Origin of the sequence: Acinetobacter gyllenbergii (assembly GCF_001682515.1) — a bacterium.
GTDB classification, from domain to species: Bacteria; Pseudomonadota; Gammaproteobacteria; order Pseudomonadales; family Moraxellaceae; genus Acinetobacter; species Acinetobacter gyllenbergii.
On sequence record NZ_KV575262.1, the window covers coordinates 79,321 to 103,492 of the forward strand.

At 39.3% G+C, this 24,172-nt stretch carries 28 protein-coding genes; 11 read left to right on the forward strand and 17 right to left on the reverse strand.

The features are described from left to right. Nucleotides 1-11: 11 nt before the first annotated feature. The 4 genes from putA (at nt 12) to NG55_RS06390 (ending at nt 6,025) form a co-directional block, all read left to right on the forward strand. Nucleotides 12-3,773, forward strand: a complete 3,762-nt coding sequence (gene putA / locus NG55_RS06375; protein WP_065342758.1) for a trifunctional transcriptional regulator/proline dehydrogenase/L-glutamate gamma-semialdehyde dehydrogenase — start codon at nt 12-14, stop codon at nt 3,771-3,773. Between the two features lie 122 nt (nt 3,774-3,895). Further along, nucleotides 3,896-4,369, forward strand: a complete 474-nt coding sequence (locus NG55_RS06380) for a GrpB family protein (RefSeq protein WP_065342759.1) — start codon at nt 3,896-3,898, stop codon at nt 4,367-4,369. 93 nt (nt 4,370-4,462) lie between these two features. Continuing rightward, on the forward strand, nt 4,463-5,548 hold the full coding sequence (gene trmA / locus NG55_RS06385) for a tRNA (uridine(54)-C5)-methyltransferase TrmA (RefSeq protein ID WP_065342760.1): 1,086 nt from the start codon (nt 4,463-4,465) through the stop codon (nt 5,546-5,548). A gap of 249 nt (nt 5,549-5,797) precedes the next feature. Then, nucleotides 5,798-6,025, forward strand: coding sequence for a hypothetical protein (locus NG55_RS06390; RefSeq protein ID WP_005152392.1), 228 nt, complete (start codon nt 5,798-5,800; stop codon nt 6,023-6,025). Between the two features lie 43 nt (nt 6,026-6,068). Here NG55_RS06390 and NG55_RS06395 read toward each other — a convergent pair whose 3' ends face one another. Then, the gene (locus tag NG55_RS06395; RefSeq protein ID WP_065342761.1) at nt 6,069-6,812 is read right to left on the reverse strand and encodes a phosphodiester glycosidase family protein; all 744 of its coding nucleotides are present in this window, start codon (nt 6,810-6,812) and stop codon (nt 6,069-6,071) included. 167 nt (nt 6,813-6,979) lie between these two features. On the opposite strand from NG55_RS06395, the gene NG55_RS06400 reads away from it, so the two are divergent. From NG55_RS06400 to NG55_RS20530, 3 genes are all read left to right on the forward strand, one after another. Beyond that, nucleotides 6,980-7,513: a lecithin retinol acyltransferase family protein gene (locus NG55_RS06400; RefSeq protein ID WP_016540412.1), complete on the forward strand. Its 534-nt coding sequence runs from the start codon at nt 6,980-6,982 to the stop codon at nt 7,511-7,513. A 231-nt stretch (nt 7,514-7,744) separates the two neighbouring features. Further along, nucleotides 7,745-8,002 carry a YjhX family toxin gene (locus tag NG55_RS06405; RefSeq protein WP_005241091.1) on the forward strand — a complete coding sequence of 86 codons (258 nt, stop codon included), beginning with the start codon at nt 7,745-7,747 and terminating at the stop codon, nt 8,000-8,002. Nucleotides 8,003-8,112: 110 nt separating this feature from the next. Continuing rightward, nucleotides 8,113-9,180: a bifunctional HD family hydrolase/N-acetyltransferase gene (locus NG55_RS20530; RefSeq protein WP_081408971.1), complete on the forward strand. Its 1,068-nt coding sequence runs from the start codon at nt 8,113-8,115 to the stop codon at nt 9,178-9,180. Between the two features lie 58 nt (nt 9,181-9,238). Here NG55_RS20530 and NG55_RS06415 read toward each other — a convergent pair whose 3' ends face one another. The 5 genes from NG55_RS06415 to NG55_RS06435 form a co-directional block, all read right to left on the reverse strand. Next, nucleotides 9,239-9,790, reverse strand: a complete 552-nt coding sequence (locus NG55_RS06415; protein WP_065342762.1) for a hypothetical protein — start codon at nt 9,788-9,790, stop codon at nt 9,239-9,241. Nucleotides 9,791-9,850: 60 nt separating this feature from the next. Further along, nucleotides 9,851-10,246 (reverse strand): hypothetical protein, encoded by a 396-nt coding sequence (locus NG55_RS06420; RefSeq protein WP_065342763.1) that lies wholly within the window; start codon nt 10,244-10,246, stop codon nt 9,851-9,853. 116 nt (nt 10,247-10,362) lie between these two features. Then, nucleotides 10,363-11,115: a hypothetical protein gene (locus tag NG55_RS06425; RefSeq protein ID WP_065342764.1), complete on the reverse strand. Its 753-nt coding sequence runs from the start codon at nt 11,113-11,115 to the stop codon at nt 10,363-10,365. Nucleotides 11,116-11,339: 224 nt separating this feature from the next. Beyond that, a complete protein-coding gene (locus NG55_RS06430; protein ID WP_065342765.1) occupies nt 11,340-11,891 on the reverse strand; it encodes a hypothetical protein in 552 nt (183 codons plus the stop codon). A 133-nt stretch (nt 11,892-12,024) separates the two neighbouring features. Continuing rightward, the gene (locus NG55_RS06435; RefSeq protein WP_016540419.1) at nt 12,025-12,432 is read right to left on the reverse strand and encodes a hypothetical protein; all 408 of its coding nucleotides are present in this window, start codon (nt 12,430-12,432) and stop codon (nt 12,025-12,027) included. A 136-nt stretch (nt 12,433-12,568) separates the two neighbouring features. Between NG55_RS06435 and NG55_RS06440 the strand changes: the two genes are divergently transcribed. Beyond that, complete coding sequence (locus tag NG55_RS06440) at nt 12,569-13,246, forward strand: LexA family protein (RefSeq protein WP_016540420.1); 678 nt, start codon at nt 12,569-12,571, stop codon at nt 13,244-13,246. Nucleotides 13,247-13,368: 122 nt separating this feature from the next. On the opposite strand, the gene NG55_RS06445 is transcribed toward NG55_RS06440, so the two are convergent. Then, complete coding sequence (locus tag NG55_RS06445; RefSeq protein ID WP_005189293.1) at nt 13,369-13,947, reverse strand: YceI family protein; 579 nt, start codon at nt 13,945-13,947, stop codon at nt 13,369-13,371. A gap of 227 nt (nt 13,948-14,174) precedes the next feature. Here NG55_RS06445 and NG55_RS06450 point away from each other — a divergent pair, with 227 nt between their 5' ends. Beyond that, entirely contained in the window at nt 14,175-14,585 is a 411-nt protein-coding gene (locus tag NG55_RS06450; RefSeq protein WP_065342766.1) for an OsmC family protein, read from the forward strand. Nucleotides 14,586-14,597: 12 nt separating this feature from the next. Here NG55_RS06450 and NG55_RS06455 read toward each other — a convergent pair whose 3' ends face one another. Continuing rightward, complete coding sequence (locus NG55_RS06455; protein WP_065342767.1) at nt 14,598-15,098, reverse strand: hypothetical protein; 501 nt, start codon at nt 15,096-15,098, stop codon at nt 14,598-14,600. Nucleotides 15,099-15,276: 178 nt separating this feature from the next. Continuing rightward, nucleotides 15,277-17,265, reverse strand: coding sequence for a transketolase (tkt, locus tag NG55_RS06460; protein ID WP_065342768.1), 1,989 nt, complete (start codon nt 17,263-17,265; stop codon nt 15,277-15,279). Nucleotides 17,266-17,648: 383 nt separating this feature from the next. Between tkt and metK the strand changes: the two genes are divergently transcribed. After that, nucleotides 17,649-18,815, forward strand: a complete 1,167-nt coding sequence (metK, locus tag NG55_RS06465; RefSeq protein ID WP_005293361.1) for a methionine adenosyltransferase — start codon at nt 17,649-17,651, stop codon at nt 18,813-18,815. Between the two features lie 59 nt (nt 18,816-18,874). Here the strand turns inward: metK and NG55_RS06470 are convergent, their stop codons facing one another. After that, nucleotides 18,875-19,132 carry a hypothetical protein gene (locus NG55_RS06470; RefSeq protein ID WP_004653110.1) on the reverse strand — a complete coding sequence of 86 codons (258 nt, stop codon included), beginning with the start codon at nt 19,130-19,132 and terminating at the stop codon, nt 18,875-18,877. A 242-nt stretch (nt 19,133-19,374) separates the two neighbouring features. Between NG55_RS06470 and NG55_RS06475 the strand changes: the two genes are divergently transcribed. Next, on the forward strand, nt 19,375-19,560 hold the full coding sequence (locus NG55_RS06475; RefSeq protein WP_016660342.1) for a hypothetical protein: 186 nt from the start codon (nt 19,375-19,377) through the stop codon (nt 19,558-19,560). Nucleotides 19,561-19,604: 44 nt separating this feature from the next. Here the strand turns inward: NG55_RS06475 and NG55_RS06480 are convergent, their stop codons facing one another. The 7 genes from NG55_RS06480 to NG55_RS06500 all read right to left on the reverse strand — a co-directional run bounded on the left by NG55_RS06480 (nt 19,605) and on the right by NG55_RS06500 (nt 24,023). Next, on the reverse strand, nt 19,605-20,165 hold the full coding sequence (locus NG55_RS06480; protein ID WP_016660343.1) for an FxsA family protein: 561 nt from the start codon (nt 20,163-20,165) through the stop codon (nt 19,605-19,607). Between the two features lie 186 nt (nt 20,166-20,351). Then, complete coding sequence (locus tag NG55_RS06485; protein ID WP_016540426.1) at nt 20,352-20,786, reverse strand: putative hemolysin; 435 nt, start codon at nt 20,784-20,786, stop codon at nt 20,352-20,354. A 98-nt stretch (nt 20,787-20,884) separates the two neighbouring features. Beyond that, a complete protein-coding gene (locus NG55_RS06490; RefSeq protein ID WP_065342769.1) occupies nt 20,885-21,460 on the reverse strand; it encodes a hypothetical protein in 576 nt (191 codons plus the stop codon). A 5-nt stretch (nt 21,461-21,465) separates the two neighbouring features. Next, on the reverse strand, nt 21,466-21,627 hold the full coding sequence (locus NG55_RS20990; protein ID WP_171257943.1) for a hypothetical protein: 162 nt from the start codon (nt 21,625-21,627) through the stop codon (nt 21,466-21,468). Between the two features lie 180 nt (nt 21,628-21,807). Further along, a complete protein-coding gene (locus NG55_RS06495) occupies nt 21,808-23,226 on the reverse strand; it encodes an NAD(P)/FAD-dependent oxidoreductase (protein WP_065342770.1) in 1,419 nt (472 codons plus the stop codon). Between the two features lie 220 nt (nt 23,227-23,446). Then, the gene (locus tag NG55_RS21365) at nt 23,447-23,578 is read right to left on the reverse strand and encodes a hypothetical protein (protein WP_262758204.1); all 132 of its coding nucleotides are present in this window, start codon (nt 23,576-23,578) and stop codon (nt 23,447-23,449) included. Between the two features lie 232 nt (nt 23,579-23,810). Continuing rightward, a complete protein-coding gene (locus NG55_RS06500; protein ID WP_004653102.1) occupies nt 23,811-24,023 on the reverse strand; it encodes a cold-shock protein in 213 nt (70 codons plus the stop codon). Nucleotides 24,024-24,172: the final 149 nt, after the last annotated feature.

Here is a 24,172-nt window from a genome sequence, read left to right on the forward strand (position 1 = left end):
TGGAATTTAGTATGAATACATTGGATACTCCCGCACAAATGGAAACAGCTCACATCGACGGTTATATTACCGAATTTAAAGAAAAAAGTGAGTTTGAGCAACGCATTAATACGGCTTGGCGACGCGCAGAGCCTGAAGCAGTCGCTGTACTTGCTGAAGCTGCAAACATTTCCCCTGAACTTGATCAAAAAATTTATGAACTTGCTTTTAGCCTAGCGCATAATTTACGAGAACGTAAAAGCTCGGCGGGTAAAGCAGGAATCGTTCAAGGCCTTCTACAAGAATTCTCACTTTCCTCACAAGAAGGTGTCGCATTGATGTGTTTGGCAGAAGCATTGCTTCGTATTCCAGATACAGCAACACGTGATTTGTTGATCCGCGACAAAATCAACCAAGGTAACTGGAAGGAACACGTTGGTCAAAGTAACCTGATGTTCGTCAACGCTGCTGCATGGGGCTTGATGTTAACAGGCAAGTTAATGGAAACACCGAAGCAAACCAGCTTATCGAGTGTTTTGACTGGTCTTTTAGCACGTAGTGGTCGTGGTATCATCCGTAAAGCGGTTGACGTTGCCATGCGTATGATGGGTGAGCAATTCGTTACGGGTGAAACCATCGAAGAAGCGCTTGAGCATGCAAAACCATTTGAACACAAAGGTTTCCGTTATTCATACGACATGTTGGGTGAAGCTGCACTGACTGAACATGACGCAGATCGCTACTACAATGACTACACACAAGCGATTCATGCCATTGGTAAGGCATCGAACGGTCGTGGTGTTTATGATGGCCCAGGTATTTCAATCAAGCTATCTGCTTTGCATCCACGTTATCAACGTGCGCAAATTGCACGTGTTCACCACGAACTTTACAACAAAGTCTTCGAACTTGCGTGCTTGGCAAAACAATATGATATCGGCTTAAACATCGATGCTGAAGAATCTGAACGTTTAGAAATTTCACTCGAATTACTTGAGCGCTTATGTTTCGAACCGAAACTTGCGAACTGGAAAGGCATCGGTTTCGTTATTCAGGCCTATCAAAAACGTTGTTTCTACGTGGTGGATTACATCGTTGACCTTGCAAAACGCAGTAACAAACGCCTGATGATCCGTTTGGTGAAAGGTGCATATTGGGACAGCGAAATCAAGAAAGCACAAATTGATGGTATGACGGACTACCCTGTGTTTACTCGTAAAGTTCATACGGATTTGTCATACATCGCTTGCGCGAAAAAACTTCTTGCTGCACCAGACCAAGTGTACCCACAATTTGCGACACACAATGCGCAATCACTTGCAACTATTTACAACCTTGCTGATCCAAGTAAGTACTATCCAGGTCAATACGAGTTCCAATGCTTGCACGGTATGGGTGAGCCATTGTACGAGCAAGTTGTTGGTTCAAAAGAAGATGGCAAGTTAGGTGTTCCATGTCGTGTTTACGCGCCTGTTGGTAACCATGAAACTTTATTGGCTTATTTAGTCCGTCGTTTACTTGAGAATGGTGCCAATACTTCGTTCGTAAACCGTATTGCAGATAAGACTTTAAAAGTTGAAGACCTAATTCAGTCTCCAATCAAAGATATTCAAACTTCTGCAAAAGACGAAGGTCAGCTTGGCTTAAAACACCCTGCGATTCCACTTCCGCATGATCTTTACCCATTACGTCCAAACTCAAATGGCTTTGATCTGAATAACGATCAACCATTAGCAGACTTGGATGCGACTGCACAGAAATTGCGTAGTCAGATTTGGAAAAGTGCACCATTACTTGGTTTCGACTCAACAGTACATGACCAAAGTAATGCACTTGCAATTACAAACCCTGCACAAAATAGCGAAGTTGTCGGTTATGTCAATGAAGCGACCAGCGCTGATGTACAACTGGCACTAGAAGCTGCAGTACAAGCTGAGCAAAGCTGGGCTGCAACCGATAAAGTTGAACGCGCTGCTTGTTTAAAACGCGCTGCTGACTTGATGGAAGCACGCATTCAAGAATTGATGGTATTACTTTGCCGCGAAAGTGGTAAAACCTATGCCAATGCCATTGCCGAAGTCCGTGAAGCGGTAGATTTCTTACGTTACTACGCAACTCAAATCGAAGCTTTACCTGCGAATGCACAAGTGAAGCCATTAGGTACCGTATTGTGTATTAGCCCATGGAACTTCCCTCTTGCGATTTTCTCTGGTCAGATTGCAGCGGCATTGGTGAGCGGTAACTGTGTGATTGCCAAACCTGCTGAACAAACACCATTGATTGCAGCACAAGCCGTTGAAATGCTTTGGGAAGCTGGTGTACCGCACGGCGTTGTTCAACTTCTTCCTGGTCGTGGTGAAACAGTTGGTGCGCAATTAAGCCAAGATGATCGTATTCAAGGCATTATGTTCACAGGTTCGACTGAAGTTGCAAAAATTCTGCAAAAAACTGTGGCAAAACGTTTATCTCCAAATGGTCAACCAATTCCATTAATCGCGGAAACAGGTGGTCAAAATGCGATGATCGTTGATTCATCTGCGTTGACTGAACAAGTGGTTCTTGATGTTGTAAGCTCTGCATTTGACAGTGCGGGTCAACGTTGTTCTGCACTTCGTATCTTATGTGTGCAAGAAGACAGCGCTGCAACCGTGATTAAAATGTTGAAAGGTGCGATGCAACAGTTGATCGTAGGTAATCCTGCAATCCTAAAAACTGACATTGGGCCTGTAATCGACACTGAAGCAAAACAGACCATTGATACGCACATTCAAAAGATGAAATCTAAGGGCTATCCTGTTCATCAATTGATGTTTAACGATGCAGTAAGCCAACAAGCACTTACACAAGGTACATTTGTTCCGCCAACAGCGATTGAATTACCAAACCTAGATGATCTAGAACGTGAAGTCTTTGGTCCTGTCTTGCACATCATCACTTATAAATATGGTGAGCTTGAGCAATTGATCGACCGTATCAATGCTAAAGGCTATGGCTTAACCATGGGCCTACACACACGTATTGATGAAACCATTAATACCGTGATCCAACGTGCTGAGGTGGGTAACTTATATATCAACCGCAACATCGTGGGTGCTGTTGTAGGCGTTCAACCATTTGGTGGTGAAGGCTTATCGGGTACAGGTCCGAAAGCAGGTGGTCCGCTTTATATGTACCGTTTAATGGAGCATTGTTCAGAGAAAGTATTGGCAACCCCATTTGCGGTGAAAGCTGAAATCTCTCAGTTTGATGCTGTATCAAATGTTGCTTATCAAAGCTTATTGTCTTGGGCAAACCAAAACATGCCGCAAGCAATTACTACAATCCCAGCATTTGGTGTAGGTAAGTTCTACGAGCTGCAAGGCCCAACGGGTGAAAGCAACCAATACATTATCTTACCACGTCACCGTGTGCTGTCGATTGCCAATGATGAAGCAAGCCAGTTACAGCAATTACTTGCGATTTTCTCCGTCAGCAGTACTGCGGCTGTGTTGAAAGACAATGCGTTCTTGGCAAAACACAAAGCGTCTTTACCAAAAGATGTGTTAGATGCAATCACTGTGATTTCAAGTGTTGAAAAAGATGCGTTTGATGCAGTGCTTCATCACGGTTCTGTTGAGCAATTGCAAAACTTGCAAACACAAGTTGCTGCTCGTTCAGGTGCGATTGTCGGGATTACTCAGTTACAAGCCAATGAGCAAATTCCTTTAGAGCGTCTTGTTATCGAACGTGCAATCAGTGTGAATACCGCTGCAGCTGGTGGTAACGCGAGTTTAATGACTTTATCTGAAGATTAATTTTAAATCTCTTGCGGAACTTTAAACGTTCCTCATCCCAGCCCGAATCATGTTTACATGGTTCGGGTTTTTTATTATTTTTTAGATCACCTTATTCCTATTATAAAAATGAGACTATTTAGATGCATTTTTTCTCAGCTCCTGAATATCAACCCAACTGCACTCAGCTTTTTGACGATTATAAAAATAAGATCCAGCCGCCCATCCCTTTTGCCGTTATTGAGCATATTGGTTCATCTGCCATTCCCAATGCAATTTCAAAAGGTGATCTTGATATTTATATCGAAGTTCCCGCTCATCGCTTCATTGACGCTATTCAGCAATTACAACGGCTTAACTTTAAAGAAAAACTTGATACATTGCGTACCCATGAGCTATGTATGTTTGAATCACAACAACATGATGTGGCATTGCAAATCGTGGTGACAGGTTCAGAGTTTTGCAATTTCATCACCTTTCGGGATCTATTAAGAAACTCACCCAGCCTGATCCAACAATATAATCAGCTCAAACAAAGATGTGTTGGCTTATCTCAAGATCAATATCGGCAAATTAAAGCAGATTTTATCCAATCTGTACTCGCCGCCCTAGGTTAAGCATATAAATAAGTGAGTATCATAATTTCCTGCACCTGATTGCACTTTTTTGATACCATTCCCGTTTAGATTTCAGCTGTAGTTTTCTTTTTTATGACCGTATCTTACCAGCAGCAACTTCAAGAGAAAGTTGAACGCATTACCGCACAATTTGCCCCGTTCAATCCACCTGCTTTAGAAGTGTTTCAATCGCCTGAACAACATTTCCGTATGCGAGCAGAATTTCGCATCTGGCATACAGAAGATGATCTGTTCTACGCCATGTTTGAACGTGCTGAAGATGGTAAGCAAAAAGAAGTTGTCCGCGTGGATACATTTCCCATCGCGGATCAAAGCATTAATGATTTAATGCCCCGCCTATTAGAAGAATTAAAAGCAGTCCCGATTCTATCACAACGAGTTTTTGAAGCAGACTTTCTCTCAACCCTAAGTGGAGAAATGCTAGTTACTCTGATTTATCACCGTAAATTAGATGCTGAATGGGAAACAGCGGCCAAAGCGCTCGCTGAAAAACTGAATATTAAAATCATGGGTCGTAGCCGTGGCCAAAAAGTGATTATTGGTGATGACTATGTGGTTGAACAACTGAATGTTCACGGTCGCACCTTTAAATATAAACAAATCGAAAGCAGCTTTACTCAGCCTAATGCTCAAGTGTGTCAGCATATGTTGGAATGGGCTTGCGATGCTGCGCAAGAATCCCAAAAAGACTTGTTAGAATTGTACTGTGGTAATGGTAACTTTACCTTACCACTGTCCTTGAAATTTAAGCGTGTACTCGCAACTGAACTGGCCAAGTCTTCCGTCTACGCGGCACAATGGAACATTGAGCAAAACCAGATTGAGAACATTCAAGTTGCTCGTTTATCTGCGGAAGAATTCACTCAAGCTTATCAAGGTGAGCGTGAATTTAGACGGTTGCAAGAAGCTGAAATCGACATGCAAAGCTACGACTTTGACACGGTTTTTGTTGATCCGCCGCGTGCAGGCATCGATGATGAAACACTTAACCTATTACAAGGTTTTGAACGTATTCTATATATCTCATGCAACCCAGATACCCTGCATGACAACTTAAAAACACTCAGTCAAACCCATCGCATTGTGAAGTTTGCCATGTTCGATCAATTCCCTTTTACCCATCATGTGGAATCAGGCGTTTTACTTGAAAAGATTTAAACAAATTATTTCAACGTAACAATATTATATAAAGGGTTCCAGTAACCCTTTATTTTTTCTCAAAGTATATTTATAAAAAAGTGATGTTTTTCAAAGGTCAAGTCATCCAAATGTCATAATTTCGTTAAACTTTAAAAGTCTCATCGAAAAAATTGAAGTTCAACTGCTGCTTTTATCACTTAAGCTGACTTGTATTTTATTTTAAAGCGGCTATATTTCGAGCTATGTTAGGTTGTATATGAAGGCTCTATGAGTTTTTGGCAAAAACTGTTCAATGCAGATGAACAATATAACGAACACAAGAACCAAACTTCTTGCGTTGAAAATGATTGTTCTTGCAAAACCAATGAACAACTGTTGGATGCTTTAGTCAAAGCAACAGATGAAGATGTGATTAAAGGCATCAAAAAAGTACTGATTTCCCGAGGTTATAGCCGCAAAGAATTACTTGCGATGATCAACCCGCCAATCCAATAAAAATAAGCTTTCCCTAATCTCTTTTGATTAAGAGATTAGGGAGTCAATACGACTTACACTTCTCTCTATTCACTTCTGCCACAATTGGTCCTAAGTTAAAATTTTTATCATGTCGTTTAGTTTGTGCTGAATACAAACTTGAAATCGAACCATCCAAATACAGAGCATTGTCGATTTTCAATTGCTGCTTAAAAAATTGTGCAAATTGATAAAAACTCACCCGTTGTTGTGAAATCACAAAATACAACTGATTGTCTTTAATCCCCACCCCATTTCTAATTTTTAATGAGCTCGAATCAGCGAGAAACTGGCTATTGATTTTGCCCTTATAGATCAACATGGGCCCTGACTGTGTTGCAAACTGCGCTTTAAATTGATCATGCTTATAATCAGCAGTCGTTTTAATCACAGCACGATGATCATTCCACGCCACCACCCCATTCGGCTGCATAAAGAAATTACCAAAGCCCTGTGCCTCATTTAATTTCGCTAGCTCTTTAGCATTTTCGACATATAAACCTACAGGTTGAGAATCTGCATGATACATCCCTGCATTCATGGCAAAACTGAGTTGCTCACAAGCAGGTATCGCTTTTTGAATCGCGGCAAACTTTTGGTAGTAGCGATTAGTTTTAGGACTTTTTAAAAATAATTGTAATTGATCCAGCTGTTCGACTTTGATGACATCATAGTGTTGTTGCTTAAATTGAATGGTTTGATGCTGCATTGCATAAGGAGTGGAGGCAGCTAAAAATGTAAAAGTGAACAGTAGCCAATTTTTCATCATGGTAAATATTTAAGATCAATTTTGTCTATTTTCTCATAGCAAAGCTCAAGGCTGAATGACAGATACAAACACCACACACAATCATCGGTTTAGTGGAACAAATAAGCTCGATTGATTCACATTTTTTCACTAAAATAATAGGGTAAATACAATAACCTTGTATCCACATGCAGCAAAGACATCCACGCTTTCCAATTGGCGCACATCTGATCGTAAAACACTTTGGTTATAGTCACCACGGCATTTATGCAGGTCGTGGTCGAGTCATTCATTATTCTGGATTTGCCCATATCTTTAAAAAGCATCCCATTGAAATGACTTCTATCCAACGTTTTGCACGTGATAAGCCAATTTACATCAGGAATTATCCATCCCCACGCTACAAAGCCAAAACAGTGGTACGGCGTATGCGTTCACGCATGCACGAAAACCACTACCATCTCATCATTAACAACTGTGAACATTTATGTACTTGGGCGATTACAGGTGTTGAATCCAGCACTCAAGTTGAACGTATGCAGCGTCGTCTTGCCACTATTGGCTATGTCAGTTCAGTTATGAGTTATATGAACGGTTTAATGCTCACTGTAGCTACTGCCTGCTTTGCAATCGTGCTATACATCAAAATGATGTTACGTCGGCAAGCCAAAAAATCCGTACCTGCTTACTTACAACTCAAACAAAAGCATTCAAAAAAATAATTGTCACACGATCCTTAAAACGTTTTTCCAGCAATTGATTGATTTTTCACTCAGCTTGCATTAATATTTTCTTCGATACATTTCGTATCCCATCCTTATCGAGGGTTCTATGTTGGAGATAGCAGTAATCTGGTAACCAAATTTCAGTAGCACATTGAAATTGGTTATCTGCGCGATTTTTTGGGCTTTAAGCCTAACTTTGCCTCTGATTATTTCTATCTGGATAACAACATGAACTTATCTAAGTCCGAACAACGGACACTGCACGTCTTAGCTAAAGGCGGAAAAATCGTAAAACTTCGTGATGACTCAGGTCAAACCATTGCTGTAGAGTGCTATAGCCGTGAAGGTTTCTTGCTGTCCGATTGCGACCTTGCCGTTTTTAATAAGCTAAGAAAGAAAAAACTGATTAAATCCATTAATGGACAGCCCTATCAAATTAATTTACATGGGCTTAGATCAGTACGCCCACAGTTAGACAATCGTTAACACACAACCATAGGTTTGGATAAATCCTTGGTTGTACTTAGATGATGTCTATCAATCTAATCTTAGATCGGGTTTATCCAAATTACATATGGTTTATTTTGAGAAAGAAAATGGAACTAGACGTAATTCAAAACCGCTTAGCTTTTTTACGAGAAGCGGAAAAACTAAAAAATGTGCTGCGATTTTCACATACTTCAAATGGTCGCCAAGAAAGTACAGCCGAACATAGTTGGCGCTTATGTTTAATGGCAATGACCTTTGCAGATCAATTCGAGGACATTAATCTCGAGAAGACACTAAAAATGTGCCTGATTCATGACTTGGGTGAAGCTCTTCATGGTGATATTCCAGCCATTATGAAAGATCAATTTCCAACGAAGAATCAGCAGGAAAAACAAGATCTTGATCAATTGACCGAATGTCTTGATGAACACACGAAAAATTTGATTCGAGCATTATGGCAAGAATATGAAGATGCAAAAACAGCTGAAGCCAGACTAGTTAAAGCATTGGATAAGTTAGAGACCATTTTGCAACACAATCAAGGTATTAACCCCGTTAATTTCGATTATGCATTTAATCTTAGTTATGGTGAAAAATATACTCAAGCCACCCCTGCTCTTAAGCAGATTCGAGCCATCCTAAATCAGGAAACACAAGAGAAAATAAAGATGAATATACACATTCGTGATGAACGGCCAACAGACATTCAAAGTATTTTCGATTTAACTCAAGCGGCTTTCGAGACTGTAGAGCATTCCAGTCATACAGAGCAATTTATTGTGAATGCTTTACGTAATTCAGGCCAATTGAGTTTATCTTTGGTTGCGATCAGTAACCATAAACTGATTGGACATATTGCATTTTCCCCTGTGAAAATCTCAGATGGAAGCAAAGGTTGGTATGGCTTAGGGCCAATTTCAGTTTTACCTGAATATCAAGGTCAAGGCGTTGGCGCAAAACTGATGCATGCTGGCCTTGAAGCACTCAAAGATTTAGATGCTATGGGTTGTGTTTTACTGGGCGATCCAGCTTATTACAGTAAATTTGGCTTTAAAGCAGATGCAAGACTTGTTTTGCAAGGTGTACTTGCTGAATATTTTCAAATCTTGCCATTTACTGAACACATCCCCACTGGTGAAGTCGTTTATGTAGATGCATTTAATGCGACTGCATAAGCTAACTGCTAAATGACGAGACAGAAGTTCATAACAATATGGAATGAACTTCTGCACTTTAATCAGGCATGACCATTGTTTCGGAAACTTGCAGCGCTTGCTCAAAGATTTCTGCATAACCTGCGACCAGCTCGGCTTTATCTGTTCCATTAATAATTCGTCGCGCATTGATATAGTCTTTTTTATCTTGATTGATGTAATTTTCGAGCTTTTTGCCTGTAAACATCCCTTTTTTCATACCGACAATCATGACACGCGCTGCAATATCAGCTTGTAAAGCCAATTTTGGATTTTTCACTAAATCAATTTTTAAGTAATCCCCCATTCTCTTATAGTTTGCCAACCAAGTCAGTTGCACATAGCCATAGCCAATATAGGGATAATACTGCTTAGATTTTAAATATTTTTCAGAACCGTACTCGATCACAGGTTGCATGGTTCTGGCTGTTTCATGCCAAGCTGTTGCCAAGATATAAGCAGCTTGAGCAGATGTAATTGTTTGCTCTCCAGCCAGTACCGAGACGAGGAAGTTGATGCCATCGACTTGGGATTGACTCAACTTGCCAAAGTTGTTGCGTAAAATATTGAAACCATCTTGTATTATTGTCATGTCTTTTTCCTCTTTATAATAAAAAACCGCCCGAAGGCGGCATTGGATTGAATCTATTATTTAAAATTTGTCTTTAAAGTCTTTCACCTCTTTTGCTACATCTAAAATGGTGGCGTTTTCTCTGGCATTAATATAGTTAAAAGTCCAGCGAATAATTGCCCAAACGGGTAATCCACACAGAAAATACAAGCCACCTAATGCGAATGCGCCATAAGCATTTTCGCTCCAGGCTTGCAAGCCAAAATGCTGAATCACAAAAGCACCTCCTGCAATACTGCCAACGGCTGTTGAAATAAGTGAAACCACCCATTCACGTCGAGACTTGGGTAACCTTGTCATAATCACCACCATCCATGCTAAAAACATAAAGCTCAGTGCCATAACGATAATAAAAAATACGCCATAGGATTTAATCACGGCTGCAATCCCTGCACCCGCTGAAACAACCTCTGTCATTTTGTCCTCCATAATTAAAAAAGGCCTCAACTTGTTTAAAGTTAAGACCTCGCTTGTGTAGATTTGTTTTTCATTTTTCCACCATAATCACCCCTTGGTTCTATAAAAAATTGAATTTATACGGATTGTGGATAATGCAGCATCCAACTTTGCTGATCATGAAATTGAACAAAGTCTCCAACCTTGACTTCTGAACCCAAGATTTCACCATGACTGGTTAAGTGATAATAGATGCCATCTTCAAGTTCAGCGGGCATTTTATAGTTCAAGCTCGCATAAGCTTCGCGTAAATCAAAATCAAGCTGGGTTAAACCCTCTTGCGCAACGATTTGATAATATTGAGGCAATCTCAATGCATTATTCGAATGCCATGTCCCCACAAACGCATAATCAATATAAATATTCATCGATTGAGCACTTATGATTTCAAATGTCACAATTGGGTTCTGAGATGGGGATTCTTGGATATAAGTGACATTATTTAAGCTATTAAAGTCCCCCAACACCACTACGAATTTACCTGCATCAAAATAAGTATTAATAACAAAGCCCTGCTCAATATTGTTCACGGTTACGTTACTTTTAGGCTCATGATCCACACCCAAAATCACAATTGATCGGTTAATCGTGCTTGCATGAGTAAATGAAAATCGACCTTTTTGCGCTTGGAAATAGGCTGAAATAGCGAAAGATCCATCGACTACCTCTGTTATTTTTATTGAACCGAGTTGATCATTTCCATGGATATACGTCATACCAGATCGATCTGCTGTGGTACGCATGACCGCAGGTACAATATCTGCATAAGAAAGAATGTCTAAGTGTTTAATTGAAAAAGAACCCAACATCATATTATTGATACAATTCATTTTAATCACCTTGAGTTATTGAGTGGCTTTTAAAGCACCCTGCTATAAAATTAAATGGACGATTGCTTTTCTTCAGATATAAAAAAACTCGGCTCCTGACGGATACCGAGTTTTTTAGGCAATAAAAAAGCCCACTAGATGTGAGCTTTTCAATTTGGTCGAAGTCAAATGTAATACGACCAGTATATAAAAACTATAGCCTAGTTTCCGAAATAATGGAATCCCTAAGCCTGCATATTTTTGTAAGTATTTTTCCGGTATTGTTCAATTGTGGTTTCAGCCTCATAGATAGCTATTTCAATCGTCTGAATCATTAAGCTTTCATAACCCTTCCATGTCTTTCTATAACTCTCGACATTCATCTGTAGTCGATGAATACCTGCATAAGCAAGACGCCCTTTTGCTGTATAGTTTTCCTCCAACTCAGGATCTAGCACAAAATCCAATACCATCCGCGCCACTAACCAAGCCAAGTGATACATCGCAATACGTTCTGGCTCACGTTTTTTATCTCGCTCGGCTTGTTCCATAAAAAGGTCTGCCAAATACTGGCGAACATAGTCATAATCGCTCTTGCTTCTATGCTCAAATACAATCAGCGCTGTCACCGACTTTGCCAATTGTGTATTCATTGATGCGATTGCACCTAAACGATCTTCATAATTTAAAGGACGATCGCCTGTCCCACGAATAAATGGCTCTAAACCCGCTGAGCGTAGTGTTAAACCCTGCGTCAACCATTCAAATTTTTCAAACTTTGCAATACTTGCATTCATATCGTCACCTAATCCAATGTCATTTCATTTTGGGCTTGATTCATGTTTTATAAAATGTAAATTGAATAAACCAAGTCTTATGTTATTTCTCAGTATTCATCGAGCACTTACTTTAAGTTCAAGTTTGATGTGCTTAGTGATATTTTTCCCTGACTTCTACAAGCTTCATTGCCTGATAAATTTCTTCAAATCGTGTTTTAGTACAAGGTCTGGTTGCACTTTTAATTTGAGAAATATAACTATGTGCACAACCTAAAACGTTCACCAAGGCTTTCGCTCGCCCCTTTTGCTCATCCAACCAAGCACTGAACATCTGGATTTGATCTTCTGTAGCCTGCTTCGCAACTCTTTCGAGCCGCTTTAATTCTTTTTGTGTTTTTTCTTGAGATACAAACGTTGCAACATGGCTTGGTCTTGCTTTCAATCTTTGTTCATAGTTATTTTGAATCGTTGTGATTGCATTACCTTGAGCCAACCATGCTTCAATTTCTGCATTTAAATTCTGCTTAATATGCATGTTTGGATTGATGAGTTTGTTCATACCGCACCTCTAGCATTTATAACTTCATGGATAGGTCAATTATATTAGTAAACTAATATTAATTCAATAAGAATACTAATTTGACTTCACATTAGCTTGCTAATATTCTTAATTTATTGATTTAAGGTGCATTAAAATGCTTAAAGATCGGCTCAAAGAAGCAAGAAAAAAAGCCAAGAAGTCTCAAAAAGATGTGGTTGCTGCTGTAGGCATTACCCAATCAGCCCTCAGCCAGCTTGAGACCGGACTGGTCAGTTCCTCATCTCATTTACCCTCGATTGCTAATTTTTTGGGTGTAGATGCCTATTGGCTACAAACAGGTCTTGGTACGGCCATGCCGAAAGAATCTAGCCAAGATGATATTTCCAACATCACCGCCGTAAAGGCCAATATGGCGCCTGTACTCTCTTGGGTACAAGCGGGTGTATTTACCAATGTTGAATCGGTTGATATCACACAAATTGAGGAATGGCTGCCTCTACCTGATGATTGTGATGACTGCTTTTATTTAAAAGTGCAAGGTCTGAGTAATTATCCTGTCTTTCATGAGGGTGATTACATTTTAGTTGACCCTACCGTGCAATATAGCGATATGCAATCGGGTGACATGATTGTGGTGAGAAAGCATGAAGATGCGACATTTAAGCGTCTAGTGATCGAAACCGATAATTCAAGATATCTACAAGCATTGAATCCAGAATTCAAGCCCAATATCATTCCTCTAGATGAAGAATGTATTTTTGTTGGTGAAGTGGTCGACTCCATTCGCTATATTTACCAATCCAAACGTAGATCCAAAATAAAACATAGCTAATTTTTTATCGAATGACTTATTAGTATTCTTATTTTATATCAATATTAGTATTTTAATAAATCTGACCATCATAACCATAAAAAAGCCTAGATCATAATCTAGGCTCTTTATTCAATGTGATATTACTTCGCAGCAGTTGCTTCAGTTGTAATATTTACAGTGATCTTATCCCCTACGTTCGGCACGTAGTTGCCGATACCAAATGCAGAACGGTTAAAGCTTGTTGTAGCATTAAAACCAATTGCAGGTACTTTCGCCATTGGATGCTCACCTTGTTTATTCAGTACAGCATCTAATACCACAGGTTTTGTTACCCCTTTCACGGTTAAATCACCTGTAATTTTGAAGTGTTTCTTATCTTTGGTTTCTACTTTAGTACTTTTGAAAGTAATGTTCGGGTATTTCGCTGCATTAAACCAAGCTTCTTCTTGGAACTCTTTATCCAAAGCAGCAACATTAGTATTTACACTGCTTAAAGGAATTGTTACTTCCACAGATGAATTTGCAGGTTTTGCAGTATCAACTTTAATTGTCCCTTGAATATCAGTGAAATTTGCACTTGGTGTAGAGAAACCAAAATGATTCCAGCTGAATACAGTTGCTGTGTGGGTTGGGTCAATTTTATAGTCGACTGGTGCAGCCAAAGTTACCGAACTAGCTAAAGCGACTGCTAAACCGAGGCTTAATGTTTTAAATTGCATTTTTCGTATCCTTGTTTGATATAGTGATTAGTGTATAGATCAAGTATTTTTATTCACTAGTCTTTATAAAACGATATGTTTCACCAGTGCAACAATAAAAGCGTTACAGCGCTTATCAAAAATCAATATCATAAGACTATTCGATACTGGACAATTGATCGACAAGCTCACATGATCAATGGGTATATTTTGATTTAGATACTTCACGATAAACAACAAGGTAAAACATGACACATACAGCACAAGCACTCAGTACATCCACACCTTATCGCGTTAGCTTGACAGACCCTGCTGGTCATACTTGGTATGCAGATGAACCTACAGATAAAGGTGGTCAAGATACAGCACCTAACCCAGTTCAGCTTTTACTGTCGGCTTTAGGTGCCTGTACGACCATTACTCTAGAAATGTATGCCAATCATAAAGGGATTAAACTTGAGCATGTGCAGGTCGATTTAGCCTTAAATCCTAATGGTGAGCCTGAATCAGGTCAAAATAATATTGAACGTAAAATTATCTTAAAAGGTGAATTTACCGAGGATCAGCATAAGCGTTTATTAAAAGTCGCGGAAAGCTGCCCGATTCATAAGTTATTAACATCAAATATTTCGATTCAGAGTGAATTAAGTGTCGGATAAGTGGCCCTTACACTAAATTTCAATCACATTCGTATACCATTCCAATGAGCCACTCATCGAAATATCTATTGCTAGGTCGACAATATTTGTGAGCTCATTTGGAATAAATGAATATAGGTTTTCCCCATCGAAATGAATCCAAAACTCAGGAGGTGGAGTGTCACAACCATCTATAAAGCCAGCTGTTTCTTTTTCACCCAAACCGTCAAACATTGATGAGTGCACATCAAATACTAATATTTTTCCCTTTAACTTCGCCCAACTTGGCATGCCATGACATTTAACTCGAGCTTGAATAGCCTCTTCAAAATAGGCTTGCATACGATAATTATAATCGCCACCAAAGGCTGGGTCGCCATTTTCATTTTTGAAACTTTCCTGTAATGCGCGAAATAAAAAATTATATTGTGCGCACTGCCAAAACATTTCTTTTTTATTCAAATTTTCCAAATACCAATATTTAATATCATCTAATATTTCATCAAAAGCATGAAGTTCGAATTCTTTTTTCATCACAACACCTTAATCTTTTAATTTTCAATAAAGTACCAGTAATCGGCTATATCATTATCTGTTCCATTTTTTGGGTCAATATAATGAATATGTATTCCTCGTTCATATTTATATTCCATTTAATCATCATAAAAAAAGCGCCCTGAATCAGGACGCTTTTTTATACCACTTAATTTGATTAAGCAGTCAATTCTTTAACCGCAGCAACAACCGCTTCAGTGGTAATACCGAAGAATTGGAACAAGTCTTTTGCTGGTGCAGATTCGCCGTAAGTAGTCATACCGATCACTTTGCCGTCTAAACCAACAAACTTCCACCAGTAATCCACATGAGCCGCTTCTACCGCTACACGCGCACGGATATGGGCTGGTAATACAGCTTCACGGTAAGCAGCATCTTGCTTCATAAACTCTTCAGCACATGGCATAGATACGACACGTACACCTTCAAGCTGTGCATATGCTTCCATTGCCAATGAAACTTCTGAACCTGTTGCAATGATGATTGCTTTTAACTCGCCTTTTTCTTCAGCAAGTACATAACCACCTTTTGCAACGTTTTGAATTTGAGCTTCATTACGTGCTTGGAATGGCAAGTTTTGACGAGAGAAAATTAACGCTGATGGGCCATCTTTACGTTGAAGTGCAGATTTCCAAGAAACAGCAGCTTCAACTGTGTCACATGGACGCCATGTATTTAAGTTTGGTGTACCACGCAATGATGCAATTTGTTCGATTGGTTGATGCGTAGGACCATCTTCACCCAAACCGATCGAGTCATGCGTATACACATGAATCACACGTTGCTTCATCAATGCAGACATACGTACCGCATTACGTGCATATTCCATAAACATCAAGAATGTTGCAACATATGGAACAAAGCCACCGTGTAAAGCCACGCCGTTTGCAATTGCAGTCATACCGAATTCACGCACACCATAGTACACGTAGTTACCCGCTGGGTTTTCTTGTACACCTTGGCAACCTTTCCAAAGTGTTAAGTTAGAACCCGCTAAGTCAGCAGAACCACCCAATAATTCAGGAAGTAATGGACCGAATGCCTGTAAAGTATTTTGGCTTGCTTTACGTGTCGCAATAGTTTCTGCTTTTGCATTGGTCTCAGCAATAAATGCATCTGCCTGTGCAGCAAATTCAGCAGGTAAATCACCATTGATGCGACGTAATAATTCAGCCGCTTCAGTTGGATATTTTGCTTGGTATTGCGCGAACAATTCATTCCAAGCTGCTTCAGAGGTTTGACCTTTTGCTTTTGCATCCCAAGCTGCATATACATCTTCTGGGATAACAAATGAATCTTCTTTCCAGCCTAATGCTTCACGGGTTAAAACGATTTCGTCTTTACCCAATGGTGCACCGTGGCAATCTTCTTTACCTTGTTTATTTGGTGAACCTAGACCAATAATCGTTTTACAGATGATGATCGTTGGTTTATTGGTTTCAGCTTTCGCTTCAACAGTTGCTTGGCGAATTGCAGCGGCATCATGACCATCTACACGAAGAACTTGCCAACCATACGCTTTGAAACGCTGTTCAGTATCATCACTGAACCAACCTTCAACTTCACCATCAATCGAAATACCATTGTCGTCATAGTACGCAACAAGTTTACCAAGACCCAAAGTACCTGCAAGTGAACATACTTCGTGAGAAATACCTTCCATCAAACAGCCATCACCTAAGAAACAGTAAGTGAAGTGGTCAACAACATTCAAACCGTCTTTGTTGAACTGAGCTGCTAAAGTTTTTTCAGCTAAAGCGAAACCAACCGCATTGGCAATACCCTGACCCAATGGACCTGTTGTAGTTTCGATACCAGGCGCATAACCATATTCAGGATGGCCCGGTGTTTTAGAGTGTAATTGACGGAATTGTTTTAAATCTTCAATAGATAAATCATAACCAGTCAAATGCAATAATGCATATTGCAACATTGAACCATGGCCATTCGACAATACGAAACGGTCGCGGTTCGCCCATTGTGGGTTGCTTGGGTTATGATTTAAAAATTCACGCCAAACAACATCAGCGATATCTGCCATCCCCATTGGTGCACCTGGATGCCCTGAGTTTGCTTGTTGCACAGCATCCATTGCCAAGACACGAATTGCGTTTGCAATACGACGTTCATTTAAAGGGGTTGTCATAAGTCAGAATCCGATTAAATCAAATAAGATGAGAGAAGATGAGAAATCATCTTTCAAAAACTGAGACTATTGTCTTAAAAAAACGACAGTGGGTAAAGTGCAATACACGATATTTCTTATTTTTCCCGCATTCATTTGGCATTATCTGTGTAAATGTTCAAGTGATAAACAGAACACACAACAGAATGATAATAATTAGAACATCAAATTACAGATTTATTCATATCAAAATCACTAAATATCACTTTTACTGATACTCATATCAATAAAAACATCATGAAAATGAAATAAATTCATGCTTTTTAGTCAGCTTGTGCTAGTCCTATCCGCCAAGTCGATGTAACATACTCTGTCTTTTTGAAAATACCAATGATAGGACGTTCATGCGCGAGTATGCTGTTTTTACTTCAGAATCTGTAAGCGAAGGTCATCCAGATAAAATGGCTGACCAAATTAGCGATGCAATTTTAGATGCAATCCTAAAAGAAGACCCGTATGCGCGTGTCGCTTGTGAAACATTAGTAAAAACAGGTGCGGTTGTTCTTGCTGGTGAAATCACAACAACAGCAAATGTGGACTTCGAAGCGATTGTACGTCAAACCGTAAATGGAATCGGCTACCACCATTCTGATTTAGGTTTTGATGGTTCGACTTGTGCCGTGATCAACATGATCGGTAAACAATCTCCTGAGATTGCACAAGGTGTTGACCGCCAAAAGCCAGAAGATCAAGGTGCAGGTGACCAAGGTCTTATGTTTGGTTATGCAAGCCGTGAGACAGATGTACTCATGCCTGCTCCAATCTCTTATGCACACCGCTTAATGGAGCGTCAAGCAGAATTACGCCGTTCAGGTGCATTACCTTGGTTACGCCCAGATGCGAAAAGCCAAGTGACTTTTGCTTATGAAAATGGCAAACCAGTTCGTTTAGATGCAGTTGTATTATCAACTCAACACGATCCTGAAATCTCTCAAATTCAGCTTAAAGAAGCGATTATTGAAGAGATTGTTAAGCCAATCATCCCTGCTGAAATGTTCCATGCTGGTACTAAATTCCACATCAACCCAACAGGTATGTTTGTAATTGGCGGCCCTGTAGGTGACTGTGGTTTAACAGGTCGTAAAATTATTGTCGATACTTATGGCGGTATGGCACGCCATGGTGGTGGTGCTTTCTCTGGTAAAGATCCATCGAAAGTAGACCGCTCTGCTGCATATGCCGGTCGTTATGTGGCAAAAAATATTGTTGCTGCTGGTTTAGCAGATAAATGCGAAATCCAAGTGAGTTATGCAATCGGTGTTGCTGAACCAACGTCAATTTCTATTAATACGTTCAATACTGGTAAAGTATCAGACGAGTTAATTATTCAATTGGTGCGCGAACACTTTGACTTACGCCCATATGGTATTACTCGTATGCTGAACCTGATCCAACCGATGTATAAGCAAACTGCAGCTTATGGTCACTTTGGTCGTGAAGGTTCTGATTCTGCATTCACGTGGGAAAAAACTGATAAAGTTGAAACCCTTAAAGATGCTGCTGGATTGTAATCCACACTGCTCTTTCATAAAAAAGCTCGCATTTGCGAGCTTTTTTATTACCCCTAACATCATTTATTCGAATTGGTATTATCTTGCTTAAACATTTCAAAGAGTGAATTGCTTTGAACTGGCTGATCTTCTTGATGATGTTGCGTATACAAATGTGCAAGCTTAATGACTACGACAACTGCCAAACATGCCGCCACACAGAACATCCACATGCCATACGGACTGCGGATATGATGAGAGCCACAGTGTGGGCACTCTTTATCAGTTGATGCAACAACCTTGTCACAACATGCACAATGATATTGATATAACATCATTAATTCCTCCTACCACTTATTTTTTATTTTCTTTTTACAACAATTTCATATGTCGCACTTTTATCCTATGAAAAAAAAACCAAGAATTCAATCTAGTTTTCTGACCTACCCATTCAAATTAACAATTTTTTATGACAATTTGATTAGAATTTTGATTTTAAGCAAATCTTTAAGTGCTTAATATTATTTTGATCTTTCACGTAATTTGATAAAATAAACTTTTGCATGTTATGGAATACAGCATGACTCAATTAATTAATAAAGGTGGATTTCGCGAACGGGCAAATCGCAGTCGGAAGTATAAACAATCAGAAAATGAGGTTACGACACTGCAACCGAGCCATTACCAACCACAAAGCAAAGAAGCCAACTTAGCTGCAACGTCCGAACCCACACAGAATCTTCAAGACCCAAAAGATAAGCCATAAAAAAAGCACACTTGATCAAGTGTGCTTTTTGAAGCAAATTAAAATCAATTCACATCTTTAAATTCAATTTTCTTCTGATCAGGTTTTACTTCACGTGCTTCACCATCAATAATGGTTGAATCACGATACTGACCACCACCTTGTTGATTCTGCATATCCTGCATCTGACGCATCAAATCAGCAAATGGATTCGGGCCTGCAGCACCACCGCCCATACCACCCATCATTTTATCCATCATGGCTTGCTGACGCTTGGCCATGGTTTTCATCAATGCATTGCGAAACGCCGTTTGAACAGGTGGAATTAAAACCAATACAGCCAATACATCAGAAATTAAACCGGGAACCATCAATAGAAAACCAGACATCGCCAGTGCTAATTTCTTGGTGACTGCTGGATCACCACCTAATTGGCCTGTCATCTGCATTTGCTGCAATTGAGGCATAATACCCGATGTACTTGAACGAACCATATTCAGGCCAATGAAGAATGCGATAATGAACCAGAAAAAGACATACCACATACTTCCAACGAGGTCACCCACGCCAATCCAGACTAAAACTTCAGCAATTGTGCCAAATACCACGATAAGAAGTAGATTCATGTCAAATCTCGAAAATTAAAACCTTGTGCAATCTTGAACAATCAATCCTGACACAACAAATAAAATAAACTCAATAAACTAATTGATGGGTACATTTCTCAATTTATCAAGTCCAATGTGATAGCTTGTATAAAAAAGCTCCCAATTAAATTTGATCTAATTGAGAGCCTAAACAGCCTTTAATGATTAACCACACGTTGCTTGAGTAATCTTCTTAGACTGAGGGTCAATCGTTACCGTCACACGATTTTCACGATAATCCATGGTGACAGGCTGGTTTGGTCCAACACTGCGAACAATCTCTGATTTGGTTTTCTGTTTGATTTGATCTTCGCTTAATCCAGACTGACCAATGAGCTTCGTCGCTTCATCTGCTAGACATTTTGGCTGGTTTGCGCGGAATAACTCCCACTCTTCGACCACTTGACCATTGGGTAACTTACAGTATCCAACCTGACCATTGGCTTCATTTTTAATTTCTAACTGACCACCTTGCTCTACACAATATTTGCTCGCAGGGTTTGCCATACCAATTTTTGGTGGCGTCATCTCTTTATTTGGTGTTGCTGAACACGCTGCCAATGAGGCTACAATTGCACCTAAAAGTAAGATCTTTTTCATGATTTGAATTCTGATAAAGTAAAAAAGCAAAGATAACAAAATAGTTTAGATTATTATGTCTATGATTTGAAACAGGAAGCAAACCGATACACTCTAATTTATAATTTTTTAAAAGTACTCACAAATCTCTTAAATACATTCATTTTCGGTTTGTTTATCAGACTACCATATTGTTTATCTGTTATCCGCCTTAAGCGGTATTTCATCTCCTGAGCTATTTCTTCATTTTCGCTTTGTGCATGCTGCCTTATTAAAGCGATCGCTTCTTCAGTGCCAATATCTGCCAAGGCATGACTAAACCATTTTGTGATGACCCCATCATCAGAAGCCGTATATTCAAACCGCTTAAAACCCTGCTCAAGAACCTTTGCAATACTAGCCACACTTGATGGATGGGCAATATCTTGCAGTTCTTTTGTTATCATTTGATGCTGGTAATGCCCATCTAACAATAACAAATGATTTAAAACCGAAACCTTGATCTCTTGATTTTCTATCTTAAATGCCAAATCAGCCACAAACTCAAGCATATCGGTATCACTTTGCTGAACGCCACGCTCAAACATTTCCATCAAATAAGTGAATTTATTTTCATCAGCAATATTCACACTCCCCCAGAATGCATCTACTTTTGCATAATAATCCAAAACCGAATCTCCCTTTAAAATACTCATCTTGATTACTGAATAATAATAAACTCCAATCGAATCGCCTCATCGACCAAGTAATGCTCTTTAATGATATAAAAATAAGGTCGAGTATGGATCCACTCATCCATTTCCATAATGGCCTGCGTGTACCCCGTCGCCGCTGAAAAATCTTTAACTTGTATAACATCCATGGACTTCATCCTTTTTATTTAGCCTAACATATTATATTTATTCATATATAGAATAAAATAAAGCCTAATCAGTCAGTTGTCGTAGCTTTCGATCAGGCCATGCTTTATACAACTTTTTCATTAGAGACTAGAAAAAATGTCTCACATTGAAGAGACATTTTTTCCAAATAAGAACGCAGATTAGAACGATACCATTTTTCCAGGATTCAGCATTCCTGTTACACCATACCACCCTTTAGACATTGGGATCGCTAGCGGAGCCAATAAACGACCAAATAAGATATCGCTGTGCTGAATTTTGGTGAGCATTGCATAATCTGCATTTGCACCAGAAAAATCGTCTGCAATTGCTTTTCCAATTCGTACCGTTTGCGCCACACCATGCCCACTCCAGCCGTGTACTGCATAAATTGGATACTTATTTCCAAACTTACGGTTATCTGTCGCGCCATTCATGGTCAAATCACTGACCCCACTCCAACAGAAATCCATCTCAACAGTCTCCAGTTGAGGGAAAACTTTGTGAATACGCCCAAGCAAGTATTGATTCATCTTAGCAGCAGACCAACTTGTTCCTGTTCCTTGCCCACCGAACAGCAAACGGTTTTTGGAGACTCCACGATAGTAATCAATCTGTAATTGCGTATCATAAACAGGATGATCTTGTGGCAACAAATCTATTAATGGCAGTTGTAAAGGTGCAGTAACGGCAATGTAGGTATGAAATGGGATGGCTGTTTGCTTCTTCTCTGGAAGCAGTTTAAATGCATTATGATGTACTGCAATGATTACACTTTTACGTGCTTTTATTACACCCGATGCTGTCTGTACATAAACACCATCAGCTTGCTCAGTGATTGATAACACTTCCGTTTGTTCAAACACCTGCCCGCCATTCTGGCAGAAGCCGTGTACTAAGGCGCGGTTAAGTGCCAGTGGATGAATATGGCCACCTAAGTCATCAACCAAGCCACCCTTATAAAGATCAGATTTGATTAAAGCCTTAAGTTCGTATTCACCAACAACCTGTGTATGATCTTCGCCCAAATACTTCCGAGCATCTGCACCTTGAGTCAAAGCAATCAAATGTCCTTCATGTACAGCAGCGGTAATATGTCCACGTTTACGTGCTAAGTTAACAGCATATTTTTCTGCGATATGATCAATTAAAGACATCGCTTCTGTCGACGTAAAATGCCAAAGTTTTTTAGCTTCTTCATAGCTAAAGCGCTTAATCATCTCCTCAGCTTCCCAACGGGCTAAGCCTGGCGTAAGCTGCCCACCATTTCGGCCTGAAGCGGCCGAACCAATTCGGTTCTTTTCAACCAAAATGGTATCCACACCTTGTTCAGCCAAATGCAATGCCGCTGAAGCACCCAATAATCCGCCACCGATCACAACGACATCACAGGTTTGATCCGAATTGAGCGCATCAAAACAATGCCAATCCGCTAAGGAACTTTCATAATAGTTTGCAGGATGATCAAACTGACCATGTTTCGGATTTACCCAGCTCCACTCATTCGAATTTTTATATGCTTTACTTTCTTTAAAAATAACATCATCTAAATGCGCTGGCTTTTTTATACCGCTATACATTTGAAATTCACCTAAAACAATTTCTTACTGATTAATTGCTATAGTTTATCGCAAAAAAAAATGAGCAATAAAACCAGAATCTTTCAATATTTTTGATAGGTTATTTACCTAAATCTTTCTATTTATTGTTTTATAAATCTAGCCAACAATGAAATACACCAAAGTCGAAATAAAACTGAGGAGTGAGCATTAAAAAAGCACCCGAAGGTGCTTTTCTTTCTTATAGGCTGGTTGCAATCAAGACGACAAAGCTGAATAACAACGTCCCTAAAGATCTTTTACAATGTACATGAACTTCTTGCTCAAACCCTTGAGCATACGGCTCCAAGTTTTCCATAACTTTAACGCTCATTAAATGTACCACACTTGTTAATTTGCCTAATAAATTAACAAGAATAAATTAGCAAAAAGTCGTATATCTGACTAGTGCAATTTTTCAACCAGATGGTGAATTTATGACAAAAAGTGACAGTTTATTTAAAAAATTTAAAAATAAACCGAATTATGTAAAGGAACGTATGCTCAAAAGATTGCCATAAAAAAAGCCCATCAATCGTGAGCTTTTTTTATTTACTGATCTAAGATTATTGGATCACAGTAATTTGGGTTGCTTGAGGTCCTTTCTTGCCTTCACCTAAAATAAATGAAACGCGTTGACCTTCTTTTAGAACTTTGAAGCCAGAGCTTTGAATTTCACTGAAATGAGCAAAAACATCTTGTCCAGAATCTGCATGAATAAAGCCAAAACCTTTAGTTTCGTTAAACCACTTAACAGTACCAGTAACTGTATCAGACATATACTTAAACCTATATTTAAAAAATTGGGGCGCTTAGCAGCGAGCAACTTGGAATCATAAACTTTGAAAGGAAATCTGATAAAACGAAAGGTTTGTCTAAAACTACGAGATCAAAGATTTTCTGAATCAACAGTGTTATTCTTCTAGTC

Bases quoted from the DNA above. Each gene is read 5' to 3' on its own strand.
- putA (WP_065342758.1), top strand. From the start codon at position 12: ATGAATACATTGGATACTCCCGCACAAATGGAAACAGCTCACATCGAC.
- NG55_RS06380 (WP_065342759.1), top strand. From the start codon at position 3,896: ATGCATTTTTTCTCAGCTCCTGAATATCAACCCAACTGCACTCAGCTT.
- trmA (WP_065342760.1), top strand. From the start codon at position 4,463: ATGACCGTATCTTACCAGCAGCAACTTCAAGAGAAAGTTGAACGCATT.
- NG55_RS06390 (WP_005152392.1), top strand. From the start codon at position 5,798: ATGAGTTTTTGGCAAAAACTGTTCAATGCAGATGAACAATATAACGAA.
- NG55_RS06395 (WP_065342761.1), bottom strand. From the start codon at position 6,812: ATGATGAAAAATTGGCTACTGTTCACTTTTACATTTTTAGCTGCCTCC.
- NG55_RS06400 (WP_016540412.1), top strand. From the start codon at position 6,980: ATGCAGCAAAGACATCCACGCTTTCCAATTGGCGCACATCTGATCGTA.
- NG55_RS06405 (WP_005241091.1), top strand. From the start codon at position 7,745: ATGAACTTATCTAAGTCCGAACAACGGACACTGCACGTCTTAGCTAAA.
- NG55_RS20530 (WP_081408971.1), top strand. From the start codon at position 8,113: ATGGAACTAGACGTAATTCAAAACCGCTTAGCTTTTTTACGAGAAGCG.
- NG55_RS06415 (WP_065342762.1), bottom strand. From the start codon at position 9,790: ATGACAATAATACAAGATGGTTTCAATATTTTACGCAACAACTTTGGC.
- NG55_RS06420 (WP_065342763.1), bottom strand. From the start codon at position 10,246: ATGACAGAGGTTGTTTCAGCGGGTGCAGGGATTGCAGCCGTGATTAAA.
- NG55_RS06425 (WP_065342764.1), bottom strand. From the start codon at position 11,115: ATGAATTGTATCAATAATATGATGTTGGGTTCTTTTTCAATTAAACAC.
- NG55_RS06430 (WP_065342765.1), bottom strand. From the start codon at position 11,891: ATGAATGCAAGTATTGCAAAGTTTGAAAAATTTGAATGGTTGACGCAG.
- NG55_RS06435 (WP_016540419.1), bottom strand. From the start codon at position 12,432: ATGAACAAACTCATCAATCCAAACATGCATATTAAGCAGAATTTAAAT.
- NG55_RS06440 (WP_016540420.1), top strand. From the start codon at position 12,569: ATGCTTAAAGATCGGCTCAAAGAAGCAAGAAAAAAAGCCAAGAAGTCT.
- NG55_RS06445 (WP_005189293.1), bottom strand. From the start codon at position 13,947: ATGCAATTTAAAACATTAAGCCTCGGTTTAGCAGTCGCTTTAGCTAGT.
- NG55_RS06450 (WP_065342766.1), top strand. From the start codon at position 14,175: ATGACACATACAGCACAAGCACTCAGTACATCCACACCTTATCGCGTT.
- NG55_RS06455 (WP_065342767.1), bottom strand. From the start codon at position 15,098: ATGAAAAAAGAATTCGAACTTCATGCTTTTGATGAAATATTAGATGAT.
- tkt (WP_065342768.1), bottom strand. From the start codon at position 17,265: ATGACAACCCCTTTAAATGAACGTCGTATTGCAAACGCAATTCGTGTC.
- metK (WP_005293361.1), top strand. From the start codon at position 17,649: ATGCGCGAGTATGCTGTTTTTACTTCAGAATCTGTAAGCGAAGGTCAT.
- NG55_RS06470 (WP_004653110.1), bottom strand. From the start codon at position 19,132: ATGATGTTATATCAATATCATTGTGCATGTTGTGACAAGGTTGTTGCA.
- NG55_RS06475 (WP_016660342.1), top strand. From the start codon at position 19,375: ATGACTCAATTAATTAATAAAGGTGGATTTCGCGAACGGGCAAATCGC.
- NG55_RS06480 (WP_016660343.1), bottom strand. From the start codon at position 20,165: ATGAATCTACTTCTTATCGTGGTATTTGGCACAATTGCTGAAGTTTTA.
- NG55_RS06485 (WP_016540426.1), bottom strand. From the start codon at position 20,786: ATGAAAAAGATCTTACTTTTAGGTGCAATTGTAGCCTCATTGGCAGCG.
- NG55_RS06490 (WP_065342769.1), bottom strand. From the start codon at position 21,460: ATGAGTATTTTAAAGGGAGATTCGGTTTTGGATTATTATGCAAAAGTA.
- NG55_RS20990 (WP_171257943.1), bottom strand. From the start codon at position 21,627: ATGGATGTTATACAAGTTAAAGATTTTTCAGCGGCGACGGGGTACACG.
- NG55_RS06495 (WP_065342770.1), bottom strand. From the start codon at position 23,226: ATGTATAGCGGTATAAAAAAGCCAGCGCATTTAGATGATGTTATTTTT.
- NG55_RS21365 (WP_262758204.1), bottom strand. From the start codon at position 23,578: ATGAGCGTTAAAGTTATGGAAAACTTGGAGCCGTATGCTCAAGGGTTT.
- NG55_RS06500 (WP_004653102.1), bottom strand. From the start codon at position 24,023: ATGTCTGATACAGTTACTGGTACTGTTAAGTGGTTTAACGAAACTAAA.